The 22,255-nt window shown below is 33.4% G+C and carries 18 protein-coding genes and 1 tRNA gene; 7 read left to right on the top strand and 12 right to left on the bottom strand.

Annotated features, from left to right (window positions below):
- Positions 1-59: 59 nt before the first annotated feature.
- From feoB to C1S72_RS07465, 3 genes are all read right to left on the bottom strand, one after another.
- A complete protein-coding gene (gene feoB / locus C1S72_RS07475) occupies positions 60-2,159 on the bottom strand; it encodes a ferrous iron transport protein B (RefSeq protein WP_104734993.1) in 2,100 nt (699 codons plus the stop codon).
- The gene (locus C1S72_RS07470) at positions 2,152-2,379 is read right to left on the bottom strand and encodes a FeoA family protein (protein ID WP_394338526.1); all 228 of its coding nucleotides are present in this window, start codon (positions 2,377-2,379) and stop codon (positions 2,152-2,154) included. The genes feoB and C1S72_RS07470 overlap by 8 nt, the downstream gene beginning before the upstream one ends.
- Before the next feature lie 78 nt (positions 2,380-2,457).
- On the bottom strand, positions 2,458-3,129 hold the full coding sequence (locus tag C1S72_RS07465) for an SCO family protein (protein ID WP_104734991.1): 672 nt from the start codon (positions 3,127-3,129) through the stop codon (positions 2,458-2,460).
- Positions 3,130-3,296: 167 nt separating this feature from the next.
- On the opposite strand from C1S72_RS07465, the gene rseP reads away from it, so the two are divergent.
- Together rseP and C1S72_RS07455 are read left to right on the top strand one after the other, a co-directional pair.
- Positions 3,297-4,619 carry an RIP metalloprotease RseP gene (gene rseP, locus C1S72_RS07460; protein WP_104734990.1) on the top strand — a complete coding sequence of 441 codons (1,323 nt, stop codon included), beginning with the start codon at positions 3,297-3,299 and terminating at the stop codon, positions 4,617-4,619.
- Between the two features lie 82 nt (positions 4,620-4,701).
- Positions 4,702-4,775: transfer RNA gene (locus C1S72_RS07455), tRNA-Asn, on the top strand.
- A gap of 112 nt (positions 4,776-4,887) precedes the next feature.
- Here the strand turns inward: C1S72_RS07455 and C1S72_RS07450 are convergent.
- From C1S72_RS07450 to C1S72_RS07410, 9 genes are all read right to left on the bottom strand, one after another.
- Complete coding sequence (locus C1S72_RS07450) at positions 4,888-5,745, bottom strand: alpha/beta fold hydrolase (protein ID WP_104734989.1); 858 nt, start codon at positions 5,743-5,745, stop codon at positions 4,888-4,890.
- A 26-nt stretch (positions 5,746-5,771) separates the two neighbouring features.
- Positions 5,772-6,734 (bottom strand): NAD(P)-dependent alcohol dehydrogenase, encoded by a 963-nt coding sequence (locus C1S72_RS07445; protein WP_104734988.1) that lies wholly within the window; start codon positions 6,732-6,734, stop codon positions 5,772-5,774.
- A gap of 69 nt (positions 6,735-6,803) precedes the next feature.
- Positions 6,804-7,499: a DUF6624 domain-containing protein gene (locus C1S72_RS07440; RefSeq protein WP_104734987.1), complete on the bottom strand. Its 696-nt coding sequence runs from the start codon at positions 7,497-7,499 to the stop codon at positions 6,804-6,806.
- 112 nt (positions 7,500-7,611) lie between these two features.
- On the bottom strand, positions 7,612-8,229 hold the full coding sequence (locus tag C1S72_RS07435; RefSeq protein WP_230401596.1) for a hypothetical protein: 618 nt from the start codon (positions 8,227-8,229) through the stop codon (positions 7,612-7,614).
- A gap of 288 nt (positions 8,230-8,517) precedes the next feature.
- On the bottom strand, positions 8,518-9,996 hold the full coding sequence (locus C1S72_RS07430) for a serine hydrolase domain-containing protein (RefSeq protein ID WP_104734986.1): 1,479 nt from the start codon (positions 9,994-9,996) through the stop codon (positions 8,518-8,520).
- Entirely contained in the window at positions 9,993-10,157 is a 165-nt protein-coding gene (locus C1S72_RS14435) for a hypothetical protein (protein WP_162919883.1), read from the bottom strand. The genes C1S72_RS07430 and C1S72_RS14435 overlap by 4 nt, the downstream gene beginning before the upstream one ends.
- Positions 10,158-10,238: 81 nt before the next feature.
- Positions 10,239-12,044: a helix-turn-helix domain-containing protein gene (locus tag C1S72_RS07425; RefSeq protein WP_104734985.1), complete on the bottom strand. Its 1,806-nt coding sequence runs from the start codon at positions 12,042-12,044 to the stop codon at positions 10,239-10,241.
- A 596-nt stretch (positions 12,045-12,640) separates the two neighbouring features.
- Entirely contained in the window at positions 12,641-13,024 is a 384-nt protein-coding gene (locus C1S72_RS07415) for a VOC family protein (protein ID WP_104734984.1), read from the bottom strand.
- Positions 13,025-13,148: 124 nt separating this feature from the next.
- Positions 13,149-13,865, bottom strand: a complete 717-nt coding sequence (locus tag C1S72_RS07410) for a ribonuclease activity regulator RraA (RefSeq protein ID WP_104734983.1) — start codon at positions 13,863-13,865, stop codon at positions 13,149-13,151.
- Between the two features lie 103 nt (positions 13,866-13,968).
- On the opposite strand from C1S72_RS07410, the gene C1S72_RS07405 reads away from it, so the two are divergent.
- From C1S72_RS07405 to C1S72_RS07385, 5 genes are all read left to right on the top strand, one after another.
- Positions 13,969-14,886, top strand: coding sequence for a polysaccharide lyase family 7 protein (locus C1S72_RS07405; protein WP_104734982.1), 918 nt, complete (start codon positions 13,969-13,971; stop codon positions 14,884-14,886).
- A gap of 17 nt (positions 14,887-14,903) precedes the next feature.
- A complete protein-coding gene (locus tag C1S72_RS14575) occupies positions 14,904-16,946 on the top strand; it encodes a polysaccharide lyase family 7 protein (protein WP_104734981.1) in 2,043 nt (680 codons plus the stop codon).
- A gap of 43 nt (positions 16,947-16,989) precedes the next feature.
- The gene (locus C1S72_RS07395) at positions 16,990-17,364 is read left to right on the top strand and encodes a cupin domain-containing protein (RefSeq protein WP_104734980.1); all 375 of its coding nucleotides are present in this window, start codon (positions 16,990-16,992) and stop codon (positions 17,362-17,364) included.
- A 375-nt stretch (positions 17,365-17,739) separates the two neighbouring features.
- The gene (locus C1S72_RS07390) at positions 17,740-20,796 is read left to right on the top strand and encodes a SusC/RagA family TonB-linked outer membrane protein (protein WP_104734979.1); all 3,057 of its coding nucleotides are present in this window, start codon (positions 17,740-17,742) and stop codon (positions 20,794-20,796) included.
- A gap of 18 nt (positions 20,797-20,814) precedes the next feature.
- Positions 20,815-22,245, top strand: a complete 1,431-nt coding sequence (locus tag C1S72_RS07385; protein WP_104734978.1) for a RagB/SusD family nutrient uptake outer membrane protein — start codon at positions 20,815-20,817, stop codon at positions 22,243-22,245.
- Positions 22,246-22,255: the final 10 nt, after the last annotated feature.

Genomic DNA, 22,255 nt, shown 5'->3' with positions numbered 1-22,255 from the left:
AGCAATTATGAGTGTAGTAAAAGCAAGTATATTCTGAATAACGGTGTTCATAAATAAAACTATTTTAATAGTTGATAGGCTATAAAAGCAACAAGATAAGCAAAACTACTCATGATTATTAATTGCAACATAGGCCATTTCCAACTATTTGTTTCACGTTTGACGATTGCAAGTGTACTCATGCATTGCATTGCAAATGCATAAAATAACAACAATGAAATTCCAGAGGCGAAATTGAATAGTGGTCCTCCAAGAATAGGATTCACTTCACCAGCCATTCTATTTTTTATGGTCTCCTCTTCATCACTTCCTACACTATAAATTGTGGCTAGTGTGCCGACAAAAACTTCACGAGCTGCAAATGAACTTACAATAGCAATACCAATTTTCCAGTCGTAACCCAAAGGTCTAATTACGGGTTCAATTGCTCGACCTGTAATGCCGATAAAGGAATGCTCCAATTTATATGATGCGATATGTTGTTGTAAATCTTCATCTGGTATGTTTTGTGAGGCATATTGTTCAGTCACTATAGCGTCAGCATTATTAAAATCATTACCAGGACCATAAGATGCCAAAAACCATAATATAATAGATATAGCCAAAATAATTTTTCCAGCACCAAAAACAAACGATTTGGTTTTTTCAAGAACAGTTAAAGCAACATTTTTAAATAATGGTAATTTGTAGTTGGGCATTTCAACCACGAAAAATGTCTTACTTTTTATCTTAAGTATTTTATTTAATATATACGCTGAGCCTACAGCAGCACCAAAACCTATTAAGTATAAAAGCATAAGTGTTAATGCTTGATAACTTAATCCAAGAATACGTCCTTCCGGAATTACCAATGCTATAATAATTAGGTAAACGGGTAGTCTAGCAGAGCACGTTGTAAAAGGAGTTACAAGAATAGTTATTAAGCGCTCTTTCCAACTTTCAATATTACGTGTTGCCATAATTGCAGGTATGGCGCAAGCAGTACCAGAAATTAGGGGTACAACGCTTTTCCCACTTAAACCGAAACGACGCATGATGCGATCCATTAAAAATACCACACGACTCATATAGCCACTTTCTTCTAAAACTGAAATAAAGAGGAATAAAAAGGCTATTTGAGGAATGAATATAACAATACCACCCAATCCCGGAATAATGCCTTCTGCAATTAAATTGGTAAAAGCACCTTCAGGCATTTTATTTTTAGTCCATTCGCTAAATGAAGCAAATAAGCTGTCAATAAAATCCATTGGAACACTAGACCAATCATAAATGGCTTGAAAAATGGTTAATAAAATAATTCCAAAAATGAGGTATCCCCAAACTTTATGAGTCAAAACTCTATCGAATTTGATGCGTAAGTCTTTTGCCGTACTTAAATCGATTTTTTGGCCTTTTTTAAGGGTGTCATTAATAAACTGATAACGTTTAATAGTCTCCTTTTGCTGAAGGCGTTTTAAATCGGCTTTAGATTTTGTTTTGAAATCAGCAACAGCATCAATTTCATTTCTATCCGTTTTTCCAAAATTTACATCTTGAGTGATAACTAACCAAAGCTTATATAAAAGCTGATTAGGAAAAGCTTTGCGTAGATTATCAAAGTAATCCATATCAATTTCAGAAGCATTTAAACACGGTTTTGTTGAAAGCTCTTTGTAATTGGTAATTAAATCTTTGAGAGCTGATATTCCCTGATTTTTTCTGGTACTTATTAAGGCTATCTTTGTCTCAAGCTGTTCTTCTAAATAGGGAATATTCAATGAAATTCCTTTATAAGTCATCCTATCAGCCATGTTAATGACTAAAATTGTAGGAATTTGAAGGTCTTTAATTTGAGTAAATAAAAGGAGATTGCGTTTAAGGTTTTCAACATCACTCACTACAACTGCAACATCAGGAAAGTCCTTATCATTTTTGTTGAGAAGTAACTCAATAACTACATTTTCATCAAGTGATGAGGCGTTTAAACTATAGGTGCCAGGTAAATCAATTATATGCGCTTTTACGCCACGTGGTAGTTTACAAATCCCTTCCTTCTTTTCTACAGTAATACCAGGATAATTACCAACCTTTTGATTCAAACCTGTTAAGGCATTAAATACTGAAGTTTTTCCAGTATTTGGATTACCAATAAGTGCAACATTTATTTGTTTACTCATTGGAAATTTCAATTAAAATGTGAATAGCTGTTTCTTTTCTAATGGCTAGATGGCTACCATTAATATTCAGATACATAGGATCAGCAAAAGGAGCAACCTGGACAAGTTCAACAGAATTTCCAGGTAAGCATCCCATTTCCAGCAGTTTAAGTGGGATGTGAATTGATGAAACATCAGCAATAATGCCTTTTTCACCTCGTTTTATTTCTGCTAACGTAATACTCACGCTTATTTAGATTGATTTTAAAGAAGCAAAAATAAAGCAAAATATTAGGGTAAAAAAATTGAAGCTAGAAAACTATTGATATTCTTTTTTGAGTGTTTTAATATCCTCAATTAATCGGGTAATTTCGTCAGGATTTGTACCATCATAAAATCCTCTTATTTGACGTTTTTTATCAATGAGCATAAAGTTTTCGGTATGAATCATATCATAGGCATCACCATTACCTTGATCTTTTACTGCCAAATAACTTTTACGTGCTAAATCGTAAATTTGTTTTTTGTCACCAGTGACTAAATTCCATTTTGAATCATTGACCCCTTTTTTTAATGCATATTTTTTTAATTGTGTAACCGAATCTATTTCTGGTGTTACCGTATGAGAAAGTAGCATGACATCCTGATCGTTTTTCAATTCTTTTTGAATGACATACATGTGATCTGTCATAATAGGACAAATGGTTTGGCAGGTAGTAAAAAAGAAATCGGCTACATAAATCTTATTCTTATAATTGTTTTGGGTTATAATTTCTCCATTTTGATTTGTTAGACTGAAATCGGCTATTTTATGATATTTTCTGACATCAACCAAAGAAGAATCAACCAATTCTGAATTAACCATAGTAGGTTGATAAATAGGTAATGGTTTTTCAACATTAAGAATATTGAAAATAATAGCAACTATAATCACTGATAAAATCATGAATACGATTCCAAAATATTTATAGTCTTTAAAAAACGAAAGCATAATGTGGTAATTTCGGCATTGCTTTTGCAAAAATACATGGATTTCATATGCAATTAAACAATTTGAGATTATAATTATTTGTTAAATACAAATGTGGAATGATTCAATTTTTAATGTTGAAGTAAAAAACACTACTTTTGTGCGTTATTTAAAAGAAAACAGATTTTATGACCGTTATATTGATTAAGGCAGCGCAATTATTTTTAAGCTTGTCTATCCTCATAGTCCTTCATGAATTAGGACATTTCATTCCTGCAAAGCTATTTAAAACACGTGTAGAGAAGTTCTACCTATTCTTTGATATTAAATTTTCATTGTTTAAAAAGAAAATTGGTGAAACTGTTTATGGTATTGGTTGGTTACCATTAGGAGGTTATGTAAAAATAGCCGGAATGATTGATGAAAGTATGGATAAAGAGCAAATGGCACAACCACCACAGCCATGGGAGTTTAGAACAAAACCTGCTTGGCAACGTTTAATTATTATGTTAGGTGGTGTTATCGTAAATTTCATTCTTGGGTTTTTAATATACATGATGATATTGTTTGTTTGGGGAACAGATTACTCTAAAAAAGATGATATCACCTATGGATTTGGTGTAGCCCCTACAATGGAGGAATACGGTTTTGAACAAGGGGATAAAATTGTATCTGTAGATGGAAAACCATTTAGCGAGGTAACTGATATCAATTCATATTTACTGTTTAGAGATATTAATACCATTAAAGTTGAGAGAGCATCAGGTGAAATAGCTGAATTGACAGTTCCAGAAGATATTGGAACACAATTATTTGAAGCAGGTGATTTGCCAGCTATGTCTCCAAGAATGCCCTTTAAATTAGATTCAATAGTCCCTGATTCTCCTGCAGATAAAGCCGGTTTATTACCAACTGATAAAATAGTCAGTTTAAATGGAGAGGCTGTAAACTATTTTTCTGATTTTAAATATGGTATAAAACGAAACGGAAATAAAACGCTTAATATTGGTGTTGAAAGAAATAATGAGATTGTAAGTTTAAATGTAAAACCAAGTGAAGATGCTACAATTGGTATAGTAACTATCGAAACAGAGAAAATTGTATCCAATCACAAAGATTATTCTTTTAGCGAAGCAATTGTAAAAGGGACTTCTTTAGGTTACTGGACTATAAAAGATTATTTAGCTCAATTTAAATACATTTTCACCAAAAAGGGAGCCTCTCAAGTGGGTGGATTTGCCGCTATTGGAAATATGTTTCCACCGTCTTGGAACTGGAAAGCATTTTGGGCTATTACTGCCTTTTTATCCATTATGCTAGGTGTTTTAAACCTTTTACCTATACCAGCATTGGATGGTGGTCATGTTATGTTTTTACTATATGAAATGATTTCTGGTAGAAAACCAGGCGACAAGTTTTTGGAATATGCACAGCTCATTGGATTTATATTACTAATCGCTTTAGTTTTGTTTGCCAACGGTAACGATATTTACAAAGCTATTTTTGATTAAAATTTTAAGTAGATTTTTTAATTAATATATTTGTAGTAAATAATAAATAATTTATATTTGCGCTCGCAAAAGCGAATAACACTCCTCCTTAGCTCAGTTGGTTAGAGCATTTGACTGTTAATCAAAGGGTCCTTGGTTCGAGCCCAAGAGGGGGAGCTTAACAACAGAAAGCCTTTACAGAAATGTAGAGGCTTTTGTTTTTTCGCAGGTCGAACATAGTTTTTTAAACAAATGGCAAGTTTTATTTCTTATGTAAGAGTTAAAAGTATTAATTAGAATTATCTAGAATACTTTTTTCAATTATTTCAAAATCCTTGTAACTAGGAACATGTTTTGAGCTCTTTAAGAGTTTGGTTTCTTTTAAAGACGAAAACAGGTGTTTGGAACGTTTAATCATTTTTTTACCTGGAAACATCAAGTCCTTTTCAGCAGCAAAAATGGTAATAGGTGTCTGGATATTTTGAGCTGCTTTTTTTGATAGTAATGGCAAAGGCGAAAAATCCATGTTGCAGTGCTGAAACGTAGCCGACATAAACTGAAGTGCAAAAGTATCATACTCCGAAAACAAGGCATCCATAACCCGTTTAATATACTTTGGGTTGTTGGTTTTTATAAACTTTTTTAATGGGATGAACATTTTTAGCAAGCCCAGCAGTGGATTGCCATTAACGATATAAACAGGTGCAATTAAAAACACCTGCTTGATGGGTGTTTGGTTAAACTCCAGTGTCTTTAGGCTAATGAGTCCGCCAAATGAAAAACCAACCAATGTAACAGCTTTGAGCCGTAACTTTATGATGATTTCAGTGAGCCATTTACCATAATCTAATGACTTCATATCTAATCGGGTTTCTGCACTTTTATTGGGCTGTGCTAATACATCTATAGCGTACACGCAGTATTTTGTAGTAAGGTTGGAAAGTGATTCCAATATGAGCGGTGCACAACCTCCTGTACCATGAATGAGCAGCAACGGTGGGTTTTGTTTATCACCAGACACTATGATATTGGTTTTACCAAAGCGTGTGTCTATTTGTTGCTCTGAATAGGCTAACTGAAGTTGTTCTAATTTTTGATTGTACAGCTTTAGAATAGTTTCTTTTCCTTCTTGTGTTTTAAAAAACATATACAGTTTGTTTTTTGATTGATGATTTATTGATTGACAATTACTATATTACCTACTTTACGACCAGTTTCAAGATAGTGATGAGCTTCCGCGATATCTGGAAGCTTGTAGCTTTTATCAATATTTGTATGTAGTTTACCTTGTTTAAAAAAGCCCTCCAAGTCTAAAAATAATCGTTTTAATTCTTCAGTCTTTTTAATCCCAGTAGCTGCAAATTTTACTTTCTTTGGATTTAATAACGTTTGACAAAGTATTTGACCACTTAATACTGGTGTCATAAAAATACCATTTGAACTTAATAGTTTTTTAGAGACTTTATACGATAGAGCTCCAACCGAATCATAAATTACATTATATTTTTCGTTTATATTGGTTATAGATGTTTTTGTGTAGTCTATCACTTCATCGGCTCCTATAGATTTTACAAAATCAATATTTCTTGTGCTACAAACTGCTGTAACTTTTGCGCCCATTACTCTAGCTAATTGAACTGCTGCCGAACCTAGGCTTCCAGATGCACCATTTATTAAAATATGTTGACCTTGTTTTAAATTAGCTATGTCTTTTAAGAAGTTATAAGAGGTTAAAAAACCATCACAGATTGGTGCTGCTTGATAATGAGATATCGTATCTGGTTTTAGCTCAATAATCATATCTTCTGAAATACACAAATAGTCTGCATTACAACCATTGCTAAATAGTTTTTCTCCAAAAACTTCATCACTTACTTTAAATTTTGTGATTTGAGAACCTATAGCCTCCACAACTCCTGAAAAGCCAGTTCCTAAAGCCGTATTTTTTGGTTTAAATAAACCTAAAAACAATCTGCCAAATTTAGGTATGCCTTGGCGCATCATGGTATCTGCTCTTGTTGCTGATGATGCCTTAATTTTTACTAAAACCTCATTTGGTTTTGGCAATGGAATTTCGACATCAATTATCTGAATAACTTCTGGCGAACCGTATTTTGTATAAATTGCTGCTTTCATACTTGTAATTATTTACAACAAAGTTGCAACTTGTTTGGGAGATAGCAGTTCGTATTTGGAAATTGGAACTTAATTGGTTGACTGATTGTTAGGCTCTACCTGCTTTTTCAATTTAAATTCTTCGGTTCGCTTAATTTGTTCTTCAAGATTCCATTCAAAATCAAATCTATTCTTAAGGAATACAGCGATTGAATCGAGCCCAATTTCAGCCCTTCTTTTATCAATATTAACTGGATCGTAAACTGGCCAAAGATTAAAACTTTTGGTTTCTGGGTAGTATTTCATCTGTCCACCATAGATTTGTAAATCTCCTCTTTCTGTAGCAATTCTATCTTCAGCTCTTACCAAAAATCGAGGCTCTAGTTTTTTATCCTTTACAGCTTGCCTCATCATGGGAAGGTATTGTATTCTAACGTCATTATCTGCATGTTGAATGACATTACATATGGTCCAATTCCCTTGCTCTCCTGCAATTTCTTTAGTTGGCCATCCATAATTATCTAGAATTTCTTTCACTTTTTTCTCATTAATGGTGTGGTTTCTTTCAATAATAGCTTGTTGCTCTTTAACCAACTCTGAATCTACACCGTATATAGCCATTAATGAGTCTCTTAATCTAATTGGGGTTTGTTCAGTTGTCCAAATTGTATCAAGTATTTGAATAAGACTTTCATTAATTTCAATAGTTGTCGATATATCTTTTGAATTGGTCTTATTTGAGCAATTGAACAGCAACACTAAACAGAATAATAAAATATACTTCATTTTTAAATTTTTTTTAATCTTCTATTATGCTCACCTAAAATATATAGAATTCATAGGTAGTCCAATAACAGATTCTGAATTGCATGGCGATCTATGATGTTTACATGACAACTTATAACCAGCTAAATCCTAATCCAATATTAAATAGTAATGCATCTCTATGCATATCTCCATCCAAAGACGCACGACCAAGAACTACTTTAGATTGAAAGTTAAGCGCGAAATTTTTCTTTTTGTAAATTTCATAACCGGTACTTGCCATAACAGCGCAACCGAAGTTCCAATCGTCATTTACATCGTCTTTTATATCGTATAGTGCTGGCGAATCTATGGCTAAACCAATTCCTCCATGAATCCACCAGCGATCTTTTACCCAATATTGCACAGATGGTATAAAACCACCAAAGTTCCTGTCATTATCTTGAAATTCGTATATATTTCCTGGTAAAGAGGCTGTAATAGCAAGGTTTTCGTTTAACATATAGCCAAACTTTAAATCTGGAAAAACGAACGTTCCTTGAGATGTGTCGAACGTTTGAATACCTGCACTATCTTCTACACTGATAATACCTCCACCTACTACAAATTCTACAATAAAACCATTTCTTTGTGTTGTTGTTTCTGAATTTGTGTTTTGTGCGTATGATATACTAGATGATAATGCCAAGGCTACACAAGCCATTTTTAGTACCATTTGTTTTTTGATTGTTTTCATTTTAATTGATGTCATAATTGTTTGATTTTTGATTAATGATTTTTTTTATTGAGGTGCAAATTTCCTGCAAAAGCTGGACGATTATGAAGTGAAATAACCCAACTGTTGATTTTGGATGATGAATTGTTGATTATCAATAACGTCTTATATTATTTCTGTTATAAAATCAATCAATGTTGTTTCTAAATAGGTGAAACTTACTATTTAGGCTAAATTCTGAATTTTCTTTTGTGTATTATTTTTGGTGAATAACAGGATTGTAATTCTTTAATTTAATCCTTTACGTTTACCATGTCAAATGTATTATTCGTCTTCTTTCAATAATTCTTGTAATGTTTCCTTTGAGCCTTCACTACCTAATTCAACGGCTTTTGTATAACTGGCAATGGCTTGTTCTTTTTGGTTATATTTTAAGTAAGCTTCACCTAATGAATCCCATAAATTACCATCTTCAGGAAATAATTTCACATTGAGTTTAAACAATGCTAATGCCCAATCAGGCTGGTCTTCTTTTTTCAACCTGCTGTACCCTAACCTATTTAAAACCGCATGGTCGTTAAATTCATCTTTAAGTTCTTCCTTTAAAAAATCAGGTAATTTTTCGGCATCAGATGATGAATTGGTTCTCATAAATTCATGAATCAATTCATAAATATTTCTGGGAATTGGTGCTGGTGTATAATTGCTATTAAAAACCATCTTACCAATTTCTCTAGCCACGTTTTCTGATTCAGGTCCTAAAAACGCATTTGTTATGTATATGACCACAACATCGTCGTCTATAAATCGAACGAAGTCTGCGAAGTACAAACCATTACTACCATTATGAGCAACGATTTTGGTGTCTCTATCACTTTTAGATATAGCCCAACCATATCCATAATACGATGTCATGTTATCATTTTCAGCTACATATGCAGTTTCTTGAGTTTTTCTTGTTTTAGGTTCTAAAACAACGTTGTTTTTTAAAGCAACATGCCATTTGTATAAATCTTCAATAGTAGAGTGAATGTCGCCTTTACCTATACTATACCAATGATTGTTATTATAAGGTAAGTGCTGTTGGGTTGTTCCCCAATCTGTCCATTTTTCATCATCTCTATTATAGTAATAGCCATGTGCCAGTCGTTCTGTACTAAAATTAATGCGTTTATATCCAGTACTTGTCATTTGGGCAGGGCTAAATAAGTTTTCCTGTAGAAAAGCATTATAGGTTTGCCCTGAAACTAGCTCTAATATAGCAGTTAGCATAATATAGTTGGCATTAGCATATTGGTAGGTTGTGCCAGGTTGGGATTGTAATTCTGACTCAAAAAACTCTTTTAAAAACTGTTCTTTGCTTGCTTCATGATATCTAAAACCACCTGTTCTATTAGAAATTCCAGATGTATGTGTTAGTAATTGATAAATTGTTATATCCTTTTTATCACTTGGTGTCTGAACAAAATAAGAACTTATTTCATCTGATGTTTTTATTTTTCCTTGCTCTACCAATTTTAAAATAGCGGATGCTGTAAATTGTTTGGTTACAGAGCCAATATTAAAAACGGTTGCTGGTGAGTTGGGAATTTTATTTTCCCTGTCTGCCCATCCATAGCCTTTAGATAAAATAACTTCACCTTTTTTAGCTACCAAGACAACTCCGGAAAAGCCATTGTTTGCGCTTGACTCCAAATACGAGTCAACTCTGTTAAAGAGCTCTTTATTGGTGGTTTGAGAATGAGAGCTTAACGTTGAAAGCGTGATAAATGCAAAAATTACTATTTTAATAGATGATTTCATTTTGATGATTGCTTGTTATTTGAACCATATTCTATTGCCGCACCAATTGCTATGCCCAGTACAAACCATAATTGCATATTTGAGGTTGCATAGCCTATTATAGTGCCTAGTATAATCCCAAGTCCTAATTTAACGCCTTTCTTACTTTTTTTAGTTTTCATTTTTTCCATTGTTGGTGTTCTTAAATTATGGTAAAATTACAACAGCTTCAAATATGAAAGGTTCTACTTTAAAAATCAGAACTAATCTTTTTGTGTACTTTTTAGATACGCATTGGGTGTCATACCCTCAATTTTTTTAAAGAATGTATTGAACACGGTTTTAGAATTAAAGCCACTATCATAGGCTACAGCCATAATGGTCAAGCCTTTGTTTTCTTCTAAAAGAATACGCTCTTTAAACTCTTTTACCCTATAAGAATTCACATATTCTGAAAAGTTTTTCTGAAAGCCCAAATTTAACAATTGAGACACATAATTTGCCGGAAGTTCCAGATACGATGCCAAATCCTTTAATGCCAAATCAGGATTTAGGTACAGTTTGTAATCTACCATAATTTGTTCTAATTCTTTACTATACTTTTCAATTTCGTTGGTATCCAGTAATGCCTGCTTGTACTTTTTATTTTGTTTGTAGTTGACATTATCTGGAATGGCTTTCAGCATGATGTCTTTAAACCCTTTATGATTTTTTAAAGGCTTAAGAATTGGTGAAGGATTTAATAATAAAATTAACGGCAACCGTTTATGGTATGCTTGAGTAATTAAATCAACTACTTTTTCATAATTACCTAACAAGGCATTAACTAATATCAAAAATGTAAAAGCCTTATCTACTAGTGCTGTTGTTAAATAAGTTTCTAATTCTTTTAATCCATCATTGCATTTTTCCATTTCATTGAGCTTTGCATAACACATGGTTTCACCTCCTAATTTAGTGAGGTCATTCACAGAAACGCCTTCAAGTGAACCGAAATACGTCAAAGCTTCATTTGGTTTGCCTGACATCAATAAACAAATCCCTATATAAATTGGTGGAAAGGGTAACGTGGGATCTAGCTCCAATGCCTTTTTTAAGAAAGGTATGGCCGTAGTGTAATCTTCTTGTAAATAATACAAAAACCCCTTATAATGATGGTTGATAGCGGCAAAAGGGTCTAATTGTAAGGCTTTGTCAAGATAATTGCGTGCTGCATCTAATTTTCCTTCCACTGTTAAAAAATTAGAAATGGTTAAGTAAATATCGTCTGCCTGTTGAATCTCCAAAGCTTTATTGGCATGTTCGTAAGCCTTTTTAAGATTCCAGTTTTGCCAGCATTCTATCCAAGCCAAATTCAATTGTGATCTTGATGAGTTTGGGTCTAGCTCTAAAGCCTTTAACAAATAAGGTTGAGCCTTCTCGTATGCTTCAAATGCAGGTAAAAGCCCCATAGTTCCCATGTTAACATAGGCTAAATTGATATCTAGATAGGGATTTGAAAAATTGGGTGATTTATGTATTACTTCTTTTAAGATATTAATACCTTTTATAGAGTTTTTATAATCCAACTTCATGATGTAATATCTCCCTTTTAGGTATTCTCTATAAATATCTACAGGAACATCAATAGGCTCTACTAGTTTATCTTGAATCTCAATATGGCCAATATGTTCGCGTAAGCGTTCAGCAATGAACATACTTATTTCATCTTGAACGGCAAAAATATCATTTAGGTTTCTATCAAATGTTTCAGACCAAAAATGGAAATCTTCCTCTGTATCTATCATCTGGACCGTTATTCGCATTTTAGACCCTGATAGTCTTACACTACCTTCAATAAAAGTCGCAACATCAAGTTTTTCCTTGACCCCTTGCGTTGTTACTGGTTTATTTTTGAAATAAAATGAAGATGTTCTTGAGGTAACTGATAAATCTTTAATTTTTGCCAAGGCATTAATGACCTCTTCAGTCAGACCGTCACAAAAGTATTCATTGTTTTCACTATTACTCATGTTGACAAACGGTAATACTGCTATACTAGTTTTAGTCTGGTTTATAGATAATGGCATGAAAGATAATTTGAGTCGAAAAAGCAAACAGCAATTTTAATGACTTCTTTTTAAATAGCTATTTAATTAAGTTAATAAAGCTACAAAAAAACCTTTAATGATATTATTGAGTCTCATGGTTATTAAAATCATCAATTTGCTAATTAGAACTACAGCTAAAGGCTGCATTGGATAAAGTGTGATGCGAATACGAACATTGACATATTATATATTCATTTCCATTTCATATTGATTAACTGTATTCGATAATCCAATTGAATTGAGGAAATCTATTTTTTGGTTCAATCTTGTATCAACATTTATTATTTTTATTGGGTTTGAAACTTCCTTTATTCCTTTATAAATTGCAGCTCACAGTCTAGGCCATATTTTCGTTGTTTGAAAATCAATTATGACTTTCCGCCGTAAACCAAAGTTAGTAAATTTACGAGTACTATCCGAAAGGAAAGTCAGAAGCAATTAACTATAGCTGTTGCTGCAACTAGCTTTTTTTTATTAGTAAATAATCATAGTTCTAAATCAAAAAGGTTCCTTGGTTCGAGCCCAGGAGAAGGAGCAAAACAATAGAAAGCCTTTAGAGAAATGTAGAAGCTTTTTTATATATCATTGTTTACTTCAATCCAATATCCATTTGGATCCTGAAAGTAAACTTGTTTAATGCCATCTTTTCGAATATAATCTTTGTTTTTTGTGCCAAGCCAGTCGGAGTAATCAACTCCTAATTTTTCTAAGCGCTTTATAAATGATTCTATCTCCGATGTTGCTAATGCAAAATGGACAGCCTTATTAATTTTTATTTCAAAATTTGGTCGCGGAATCAAGTGAAGTTGCTTGCCTTCACCAAGTGATAACCATCTTGTTTTTGAGTCAGAAGCTGTATTTTTAATTTCTTCAAACTGCATTAATTTTTGATAGAAATCAACAGATTCATTGACGTCTTTTACTGAAAGAGCAATATGATTGAATGAAAAAGTAAGCATATATGATGATGGATCTATAGTTAAAAAAAGACATAGTATCTAAAAAAAAATTGAGGCGTGTTTTTATAAGGCTGATTATTATTTTAATAAACACAATAGTGTTTCCCTTTAAAATATTTACAAATTACGTGTTGGCTTTAAGCCATATATTAAATGCGTCTTGAGTTTCTGGATTAGTAGGTGGGTATAAACCAATTATGGATTGTCCCTTTTCGACTTGCCCAATAACAAAGTTTTCAAATAGAGTCATATTTAAACATTCATCCGCAATATCTTCAACAATATCTGCAGGTATAACCATAACACCATCATGGTCTCCAACAATATAGTCACCAGGAAAAACGGCAACATCACCACAGGCAATCGGGACATTAATATCTATAGCTTGATGAAGTGTAAGGTTGGTAGGTGCAGATGGTTGTTTATGATATGAAGGAAAGTTTAACTGTTTAATGTCTTGTGTGTCTCTAAAACCACCATCAGTAACAACTCCGTTTGCGCCTCTAATCATTAATCTTTTGATTAGTATTGAGCCTGCAGATGCGGCTCGAGCATTTTTTCGACTGTCAATGACGAGAACAAATTCTTCGGGACAGGTTTCAAAAGCTACACGTTGAGGATGCTTCGGGTCTTGAAAAACACTAATCGGGTTTAAATCTTCTCGAGCAGGTATATATCTTAATGTAAAAGCTCTGCCTACCATAGTGACTTTTACTTCATGAATAGGACTCACATTTTGGATAAACTGATTTCTTAAACCCCTTTTAAATAGTGCCGTCGCAATAGTAGCTGTACTTACTCGTTTTAGCTTGTTTTGAATAGCTTCATGGTTGGTGTTCATGGTTCATTAATTAGAAATAATAGCGAAATTATTTGATTATGAAACAAATATACATATATTTGGTCAACCAATCTGGTCAACCAATTTAAATTTTCTTGTAAAAATGATATTTAATAGCTGTTCTAGAGTGTTTGTTTTAAGTGTATTAGCAATCATTTTTTGTTCTTGCTCAAGTTCTAATGATACTATTCAAGCACCAAATACTGGAAATTCAAATGGAAACTCGAACGAAGAAACGCCTATTTATGCTTCAATAGATTTTACAAATTGGAAGGTGACTTTACCTGTAGATGAAAACAATAATGGTAGTCCAGATGAATATCAACCTGAAGATTTAGTGAATTTTGGCTATCAAACATTGGATCCGGTAATCCCTTTTATGTATGACGATATTGAAGATTCTTCTATTGTATTTTATACCTATCCGGATGTATCTACAACTAATAGTTCTTATTCCAGAACAGAATTAAGAGAGCTTATTAACGTTAATAATGCTCGAGAAAATTGGACGCTTGATCAAGGAGGTGAATTAACGGGGAGACTTAAAGTTGAATCTATATCGCAAGACAGTGAATCGTCTAATGATTATCATAGAGTTATTGTAATGCAAATTCATGGTATTATTTCGGAAGAAGATATGGACATCCATGGATTTTCATCTAATAATGGGCCACCGTTATTAAAGATGTATTGGAAAGATGGTTATTTATGGGCACATAAAAAATCATTAGTTGATGAAGATACTTTAGGTGATGACTTGTTGGATACCTCGTCAGAAACATGGCATGACATTAAGTATAATATGGGTTATGTAGGATTTGATGCTTTTGATTTAAATATCTTAGCCACGCAGGGCCAGCTAGAAATTCGCTTGAACCAAGAAACACCGTTATTAATTGACGATATTAGTTTAGAAAAATGGCCTTTTGAGAATTATTTCAAAGCTGGAAATTATTTGGCATCAACAGATGCTAACGCATTTTCAATGATAAAATATTACAATTTAACTGTTACACATTAAAAACATAAAGCAACCTTATGAAAACAAAATTCAATATTCTCTATTATATAATGATTTTTAGTGCTGTTTTACTGTTAAATGGCTGTGCTGAAAACAAAAAGAACTACGATAATGAAAATGAAGCTATAGCCATGAATGGAAATCCGAATGATATTATTCCATTTTTTCAACATTGGAATTTAATATTGGGTAACGGTTCTAATGTTGGTCAAGCAACTAATTTCGAGGATAAGGATTTCCTTTACGCTGCAAGTGATGATCAAGGTGATTGGGTGGTTTTCAAATCGCCTAATGCAGGAAATACACATGGTACATCTAATAATACGAGAACTGAATTAGCACAATTAAAAAAATGGCCAGCTAAGACCGAAGCTAAAATGAATGCTACTTTAAAGGTCATGAATGTGTCAACAACAGGCGATGCTCGTGTGGCTTCAACATTTTCTGTTGTGGTGGGTCAAATTCACAGTGCTGATGGTCATGAGAACGAACCATTAAAAATATTTTATAAAAAATTCCCTGGACATACAAAAGGTTCTGTGTTTTGGAATTATGAAATAAATACAGCAGGAGACGATAACTCCCAAAGATGGGACTATTCATATCCTATTTGGGGATATGATTTTTCAATGGTCGGAACCGATGTAAATACGTATCCACCAGAACCTGAAGACGGCATTGCTCTTGGTGAAGCCTTTAGTTATGAAGTAGAAATAAAAGATGGTATGATGCACTTAAAATTTACAAGTGAAAATCATGAAACAAAAACCTTTACTAAAAACGTTATAGCATCAGAGTATTCCAAACGTGAAGACATTCCACAACAAGTTAATAATTTGTTTGTGCCAATTGGTCAAGATGGTATAGAACGCGAAAACGCTTATGAAGGTGAAGGACTTTTTTTTAAGTTAGGTTGCTATAATCAGACTAATGGCAAAGACCCGAAGGTTAATAAAGTATGGTGTTCGGGAGCTGAAACTCATGGTGGAGATTTACAAAAACAATATGCCGATGGAAACTATGCTGAAGTTTGGTTTAAATCTGCTGATATCACCATAAGTGATGACGCTATTTCTAATGCTGGATATTTTGAAGCTAATGATGGATTGAGTGAAAAAGTAGTATACCCAAGTGAAGTCATTCCATTTATGGATAAGTTTAAAATACTATTGGGTGACGGCACTAACGTTGATGATTTAGTTAATTTTGAACATAAAGATTTCTTTTACACGGTTATTGACGGTACAAGACGCTGGGTCGTTTACAAAACACCAAATTCTGGTGTAACATCTAAAAACTCCAGTAATACCAGAACCGAATTGCAGGAAAAAAGAGAATGGACACCGGAAGAAGGCGGCAATCTAACAGGGACTTGTAAAGTTATGCAAGTTTCAACTTCTGGTGATGCCAGAGTTGCGGCTTCATTTTCTACTGTTGTCGGACAAATTCACAGTGGTGAAGGTCACGAGAACGAACCCTTGAAAATATTTTATAAAAAGTTCCCAGGTCATACAAAAGGATCTGTTTTCTGGAATTATGAAATAAATACAGAAGGAGATGATAATTCTGGTCGTTGGGATTATTCTACCGCAGTTTGGGGTAATGACATGTCTGTAGTTGGAACATCAAAAAATAGTTATCCAGTTGAACCAAAAGAAGGCATTGAATTAGGAGAAGAGTTTAGTTATGAGGTAAATGTTTATAAAGGTATTATGTACTTAACCTTCAAAAGTGAAGGACATGAAACAAAAACGTTTACAAAAAATCTTATTAAATCTGAATATGTAAATAAATCAGATTTTCCTGATCAAGTCAAGAACCTGTTTGTGCCTATAGGACAAGACGGAACTGAAAGAGCAATAGCTTACAGTGGTGAGTTAAACTACTTTAAGCAAGGTGCCTATAACCAAACTAATGGGAAAGATCCTGAAAAAAATATGGTTTGGTGTACTGGTGCCGAAGTTTATGGAGGTGATATAGCAAAACAATATGAAAACGGTTGTTATACAGAGGTGTGGTTTAGAGAAGCAAGTGTTGGGCCAGGTGTGCCACAAGAATAAGTATAAGTCAAGAAGTCAAAAATCAAATTAGATAAATATTATTATGAAGCGATTCAGTGAAAAGTACATTATTACAAAAGACATAGAATGGGAAGACCTTGGAGGAGGCGTATCACGAAAATTTTTAGGTTATGATAATCAAATTATGATGGTGCAGGTGAAATTTGAAAAAGGTGCTTTAGGCTCTTCGCATCAACACTTTCATACACAAGCGACCTATTGTGTTTCAGGTAAATTTGAATTTGAAATTGATGGAGAAAAGAAAATTATAGAAGCAGGAGATGGCGTTTATATTGAACCTAATTTATTACATAGTGCAGTTTGTTTAGAAGAAGGTATGTTAATTGACACTTTTAGCCCTGTAAGAGAAGATTTTTTAAGTGGTAATGGTGTATCTTATTTCGGAGATAAAGAGTAATAAGTAAAAAAGATTTAATTCAATTACGAAAAGATTTTATGTATTAATTCATAATAATTCACCTAATATTTTGTCAAATTCAAATTTTAACACACAAAAAATTACGATAAAGTTGTATTTAACAAAATTTTATATATATTTGGTCAACCAATCTGGTCAACCAATTTGAATATTGACAATTTGGTCAAAAAAAAAGGACAGGTGCACGCCTATCCTTTTAGAGTTGATTACTTCTTTGGAGGGAAGTAAATAGAAATCATGTAGAACTATGTAAACATGACTTTGTAAAAATACTAAACAATTTAGTAACTGCACAAAAATTTTGTTTTTATAGTTCTATTTAGTCATTAACTAATAAAACTAACTTTTAATTTTATGAACTTAAAAACCAATCTAGTCATAATTGGGATGCTTCTTTTTAGCATGTCAATTTTTGCCCAAGAAAATTTTACGGTTAAAGGAACTATTGTCGGAGCAACTGACAGCATGCCTATTCCTGCAGTAAACGTAATAATTCTAGGTACTACCATCGGAACATCTACTGATTTTGATGGTAATTACCAGATTAATGTAAAAAATGGAGATGTACTTCAATTCTCTTATGTAGGTTATGTAACGAAACTAATACCTATAGAGAATCAAACCACATTGAATGTTACAATGGAGGAAGATGCAAGCCAGCTTGAAGAGGTTGTTCTTATTGGGTATGGAACACAAAAAAAGAGTCATTTAACAGGTGCTGTATCAAAAATTGTAAACAAAGATCTTGAACAAATGGCGGTATCAAGAGTTGATGATGCACTTGTTGGTCAAGCTTCAGGCGTTACAGTCGCAGCAACTGAAGGCCAAGCAGGTTCTGCACCAACAATTCGTATTCGTGGTACAGGTTCATTAGCTGGTAGTTCTGATCCGTTGATTGTTGTTGATGGAATTGTTGTTGACAATGATTATTTAGGCTCACTGGATATGAATGATGTGGAGTCATTTGAAGTACTAAAAGATGCTGCATCCGCAGCTATATTTGGTTCTCGTGGAGGTAATGGTGTTATTCAAATCACTACCAAAACAGGAAAGGAAGGCCGAACAAAATTTACGTATAACACTTTCACTGGTTTTAAAGAAGCACGTCAAAGTGATGCCTACTATTTTTCGGTAGCAGAAACTGCTGAAGCAGAGTTAGCAGCAACAGGAACGCTTTCAGATAGAACAAGATATAAGCAACTAATAGGAGTTGATAATGATTGGCAGAATATTATTTTTAATGGAGGAATAATTCAAAATCATGCATTTAGTGCTCGTGGAGGTACTAATAAAACCAAGTTTGCGACAAATTTCGGGTACTTGCACGATGAAGGAGTTCTTCTAACCGATGATTATAAAAAATACAATTTAAAAGTACGAATAGATACAGAGGTAAGTGATAAAGTATCTTTTGGAGTTAACTTATCACCTTCTTATACAAACAGAAGACGATTTGATGGGTCAACACATGATATTTTACGTCAACCACCATGGTTACCTTTATATCATGATGCCAATACAATTCAGTATGTAGACCGAAATGTATATCCAGATGTACAGATTGGTGATTATGCAGTGCAACGCCATTTTGACAACTATGATCTTTATGGTGACGGTAGCACATTAGTAGATATTAGTAATACTTCAAACACTAATCCTGGAGCTAAAGTATTGGAACGTAACAGAACTGATAAAAAATTTAAAATCTATGGTAGTTTTTACGGGAAATATAATATTACAGATGATTTAAGTTTTAGAGCAGCATTATCTGGTGATTTCCAAAACACTGAACAAAGAAGATGGCAAGGTGTATTGTCAAGTAGAAATGGTTCAGCAGCAGCACAGCTTGATGTATCAACACTTAATACCATACATATGGTAACAGATAACTACTTTACCTATGATAAGGAAATAAATAAGCATGATATTAATGCAATTTTAGGGTTTTCAGCTGAAAAATGGGAATCAGAAGGCCATTCTTCAAGAGGTACAGGTTATGAAAATGATTTGGTTCAAACAATAACAGCAGCCACTACTATTGCATTGGCTCAATCTATAGAGTACGAACAATCATTAGCATCATATTTTGCTAGGTTAAATTATGCCTATGATGATAAATATTTAGTGTCTTTAAGTTTTAGACGAGATGGTTCATCTGTTTTTGGGCCAGAAAGCAAATATGGTAACTTCCCAGCAGCTTCAGTTGGTTGGGTAGTGTCTAAAGAATCGTTTTTAGAGGATAGCAATTTCTTAAGTAATTTAAAATTAAGAGTCAGTTATGGTGTAACAGGAAACACCTATTTAGATACTAACGACCCATTAATAGACAGATATCCATCATTGGCATTGTTAAGTTCATCGACTGCAGTATTTGGAAATAGCCAGGAAACTGGATTTAATCCAATAAATATTGCCAATCCAGATCTTCAGTGGGAACGATCTGTTGAAATTAATCCAGGTGTTGATTTCGGATTTTTTAACAATGCTATATCAGGTTCATTTGAATACTATAAAAGAACAAGTGATCAATTACTGTTATACAACCCAGTTTCTTCAACAACTGGTTTTACAAATGCTTTAGTTAATTTAGGTGAAGTTGAAAATTCAGGATTTGAATTACAAATAAACACACGAAACATTTCTAAAGAAAACTTTAGATGGACAACAACCATTATTGCATCTAAAAACAAAAATGAACTTGTTAATTTTGCTGATTCTGATGGTCAAATACAAAATGTAGACGACAAGAGAGCAGCTGAATGGATTAATTTAGTTGGGAACCCTATTTCTTCTTACTATGGATGGGTTGTAGATAGAGATATCCCGTTAGAATATATAGCCAACCCTTACCACCCAGTTGGAGGAGAGGCGCAGGATGTATACGTAAAAGATTTAAATGGAGATGGTGTCATTGATGATGATGATAAAACCATACTCGGAAATCCATACCCAGATTTTGTATGGAGTGTTTCTAACCAATTTAATATTGGAAGTTTTGATTTCAGTTTTATGTTTCAAGGAAGCCACGGAGCCGAAGTAAGGAATATGGGAGATCAATATTTATTTAACCATTTTAATAGTTCTCAAGATTTTATTTCAAGTACACCTAATCAGGAATTTATTAAAGAAAAAATATTTACTGATGACATAATTCAAGACGCATCATATGTTGCTATGCGTAATATTAATTTGGGTTATACATTACCAAGCGATATGCTAGCAAAAACAAAAGTAATATCTAAAGCAAGGGTTTACGTAGCAGGACAAAATTTGATGTACTTCACCGCCGATGGATACACAGGCTGGAATCCAGAATCAATAGATGATACAAGTCCTACAACCTATGGATATCAAAGGGGAGGAGCACCAATTGCTAGTACAATTTCGTTAGGTTTAAGCATTGATTTTTAATAATAAAAAGATTTAATTATGAAAAATATAAAAAACATTGGGATACTAATTTTATTAGTAATTATCTCTTCTTGTAGTAAAGAATTTCTGGAGCCAGAACCTACATCTGCGGTCAGCGCTACTGCTTATTATGAGGATGAACAGCAATTAGAGACAGCTGTAGTCAATATGTATGATGGTATTCAAGGAGTAAATGCTCTGGCAATAACAACTTCAGGATTAAACCATTCTATACAAATAGAGTATTATTTAACTGAAATGAGGAGTGATAATACCAGAACAAAAAGTGGTGAAGGAGAAGCAGCACAGTTTGATAACTTTACAGTAGCAGCTACAAACGGTATTGTAGCAGATTACTACAGAAGTTTTTATAACATTATTTTTAGAGCAAACACGGTTCTTGAAAATTTAGGAGTTGCATCAGAAGCCAATGCGCCAAGAATTGAGGGGGAAGCAAAATTTGTACGTGCTTATGCACACTTTAATTTGGTAAGATTATTTGGAGATATTCCGTTAATTACAAGAGTTATAGGAATTACAGATACAGAGGAACAGTTTACTAGAGACCCTGAATCTGCAGTTTATGCTGTGATTATTTCTGACCTTCAAACAGCTATTGAAAATTTAGATAATAATTCAAAAAATCGAGCTTCAAAAGCAGCAGCACAAGCCTTATTAGCTAAAGTCTATTTAACTATGGGGACTAATTACACGGAAGCACAAATACTTTGCGAAGAAGTCATGAATAGTGGGTTTTCATTAGAGCCAAACTTTAAAGATGTTTTCTACAATGAAGGGAATAATGAAGTCATTTTTGCCATTGGGTTTATTCCAGACAATACTAATGATAGTCAATATTTTTCCGCTGAATGGTTGAATTCTGTGGGAAGAACTGCAGGAATGAATTATGTTACTGATGAGGCAAGAGCTATTTTGGATGAAAAGGGCGGCAATAGACAACCTTATTCTTACAGACAAGACGCGGCACAGTTAACACAATATCAAGTGGTTAAATACTTGCCAAATGGTGATGAGGATTTAGAAATAGAGCCAACATCTAATGACCCAACTGCTGCTGGTAACGATTGGATAGTTTTACGATATGCAGACGTTTTGCTAATGCACGTAGAAGCCATAATGGCTGGAGGCCAAAGTACAAGTGTATCAAGTGCTATAGACTCATTTATGGAGGTTAGAACAAGAGCTGGAATTACAGATCAAGTTACTGAAATAACCAAACAAGATTTGTTAGATGAAAGACGTGTAGAACTTGCATTTGAGAACCACCGTTTATTCGATTTAATTCGATTTGGAGTTGCTCAAGATGTGCTTTCTGATTTTTCAGATGCAAATGACTATAGGTTTACAGCAACAGATTTATTATTACCAATTCCACAAAGAGAGATTAATTTAAGTAATGGACTAATGTCTCAAAATCCAGGATACTAAAAAACATTTA

This window comes from Hanstruepera ponticola (genome assembly GCF_002940745.1).
Taxonomy (GTDB): Bacteria; Bacteroidota; Bacteroidia; order Flavobacteriales; family Flavobacteriaceae; genus Hanstruepera; species Hanstruepera ponticola.
This window is presented reverse-complemented; position numbering and strand designations above follow the sequence as displayed.